Below are 2225 nucleotides of genomic sequence, written 5' to 3'. Positions count from 1 at the left end.
CTTAGCCTTATGGCCTCTATGTATCCCCCTGCTAGAGGCTTTTTGCTTGGCTATTGATGCTTTTGCTCTCTGATTTATCGATAAAAAATGCTCTGTCATCGTGGCAGAGCATTTTTTTACACGTCAATTTTTATTATTTTGGGTTTATCATGCAGCGCTTTTGGCGTCAGCCGTTTTTTTTTCTCGTTGCATCTTTGCTAAAAAGTAGATGTTTACGCAGGCGATAAAACCGTTGGTGAGCACTACAGGCCATGAATCAATCATGAGTCCGTAAGCGGTAAACAGTGCACAACCAACAAAATTAAGAATACGCAGTTTAACGATATCTTTCATTGTCAGCGAGATTGCCACCATGATCGAAGCTGCATAGCCCAAAATTTCAACCACATTCATTTCCATAATTTGACCCTCTTAATATATGCCGAACGATGTCGGTACCAATCTTCTCGCCGTGAGATAAGTGAGGAAGCTCCGTGCCTCGAATGGTCATAATTGATTTACTGTGTATAAATATAACAATAGCTAATATGTGATAAAAGACTCAAAACTAGGTTCGGTGAAGGTTAGCGATTACGCAAACGTTTAATGTCTATCACATAAAATTTATCGCACTTTTTGTTGATAGAAATGTTGATTTGTTTTGTGAATGTTTTGGCCATAAAAAAACCCGTCTTAAGACGGGTTTCGAAGATGGTCGGCATGAATTTTACTTTTTGCCTTGAGTCATTTGTTTATCTTTATCGGTCAGCTCGCGGATACGACGGCTAATATCACGGCGCTCTTTTGAAATTTCTGCGCTTTTGATGATGTGATCATCGACGCGATCTTCGTAATCGGCTTTCATGTTATTGATGATCGCCATGACTTCTTCGTGGGTCATATCCGGTTTCATGTAATCGAGTAAGTTTTCAAGCAATTCAACTCTTTTACGGTTATCACGAACTTTTTTCTCGTTATCTAGCAGTTCACGTTTCAGTTTATTTTTACGGCGAGCTTGGTTAACAATTTCAAATACGATACTCATAGGTTCCTTTTCCCAACTTGAATGTCAATGCCATTGATTAAATCATATCGAGCTGATTCATAACAGCCTTTAGATCAATCCTGACTCACTCTTGATTAAGAAATAATCACTCTAGTCATGAGTGATTGTATTGGTACGGATAGGCGCTATATCATGTACCTTTCAAATCGCTATCTTATGGTATTTAGAGATGCAACTTTCAGAAATTTTAGTACCTAAAAGAAAAGATGTACCTGCAAACGCTGAACTGCATCACAGTGTTAAATTGCGTGAAGCTTATATTAGCGAGCGTGAGAAGCTGGAGATGACCGAGTTAGAGTTAAGCCGTGCAAAGATTGTGATGATTGATAGCAATGGGAAAATCATCCGAATTTCACTGTTGTTAGAACACTAATGCAACATCGATTGTGGCCTCGATTAGGAAACTCCGCTTAGAAAAAAGGAAATTATAATGAACATTGAGCTCTCTCCCCTAGAAGCACGAATTATTGGCTGCTTAATTGAAAAAGAAGTGACCACGCCTGATTACTACCCATTAACGCTCAATAGCTTGACCACCGCATGTAACCAAAAAAGTAACCGTGAGCCAGTGCTGTCATTAACCGAAGCTGAGGTTCAAGATGCCGCTGAGGGCTTGATCGCTCGTCGCCTGATGAGTGATGAAAGTGGTTTTAATAGCCGAGTGAGCAAATATCAGCACCGTTTCTGTAATACCGAATTTGGCGATTTAAAGCTGTCAAATCAAGAGATTGGTTTGGTGTGCTGCATGCTGCTGCGTGGGCCACAAACGCCGGGAGAGTTGCGCACTCGCACTAACCGATTATGCAGTTTTACCGATGTAAAAGAAGTCGAAACTATTTTAGACGGTTTAGCCAACCGTGAATCAGGCCCGCTGGTGGTGAAGCTGCCGCGTGAACCGGGTAAGCGAGAGTCGCGTTATCAACATCTCTTTTCTGGAGAGGTTGATGTTGAAAGTTTAGAGCAAACCTTTGCTCATGCTCCGGAAGGTGGGGCGACTGCTCGTATTGATCAGCTTGAACAGGAGGTTCACGCATTAAAAAATGAAGTCGCCGAGTTACGCGCTTTGGTGGAAAGCTTACTGTAAGTGAATAAGGTTCCCCACAAAGATAGCCCGGACTGGTGGGTTTATTTGGTTCGAACCCGCCATCAAGCACTGTATTGCGGTATTACAACGGATGTT

The 2225-nt window shown here is 41.7% G+C and carries 4 protein-coding genes; 2 read left to right on the top strand and 2 right to left on the bottom strand.

The genetic code is table 11. The features are described 5' to 3' along the window. Positions 1-147: 147 nt before the first annotated feature. Both AACQ21_RS06840 and AACQ21_RS06835 read right to left on the bottom strand, forming a co-directional pair. Positions 148-399 (bottom strand): YgjV family protein, encoded by a 252-nt coding sequence (locus AACQ21_RS06840; RefSeq protein ID WP_013867916.1) that lies wholly within the window; start codon positions 397-399, stop codon positions 148-150. 307 nt (positions 400-706) lie between these two features. Next, complete coding sequence (locus AACQ21_RS06835; protein ID WP_010319897.1) at positions 707-1024, bottom strand: DUF496 family protein; 318 nt, start codon at positions 1022-1024, stop codon at positions 707-709. A gap of 190 nt (positions 1025-1214) precedes the next feature. Between AACQ21_RS06835 and AACQ21_RS06830 the strand changes: the two genes are divergently transcribed. Continuing rightward, positions 1215-1418 (top strand): hypothetical protein, encoded by a 204-nt coding sequence (locus AACQ21_RS06830; RefSeq protein ID WP_026027876.1) that lies wholly within the window; start codon positions 1215-1217, stop codon positions 1416-1418. Between the two features lie 57 nt (positions 1419-1475). Continuing rightward, positions 1476-2129: a YceH family protein gene (locus tag AACQ21_RS06825; RefSeq protein WP_105977454.1), complete on the top strand. Its 654-nt coding sequence runs from the start codon at positions 1476-1478 to the stop codon at positions 2127-2129. Positions 2130-2225: the final 96 nt, after the last annotated feature.

The organism is Vibrio sp. V01_P9A10T6 (assembly GCF_963877065.1).
Lineage (GTDB): Bacteria > Pseudomonadota > Gammaproteobacteria > Enterobacterales > Vibrionaceae > Vibrio > Vibrio anguillarum.
Note: the sequence above shows the minus strand (reverse complement) of the source record. Positions and strands in the feature narration are given on the sequence as shown.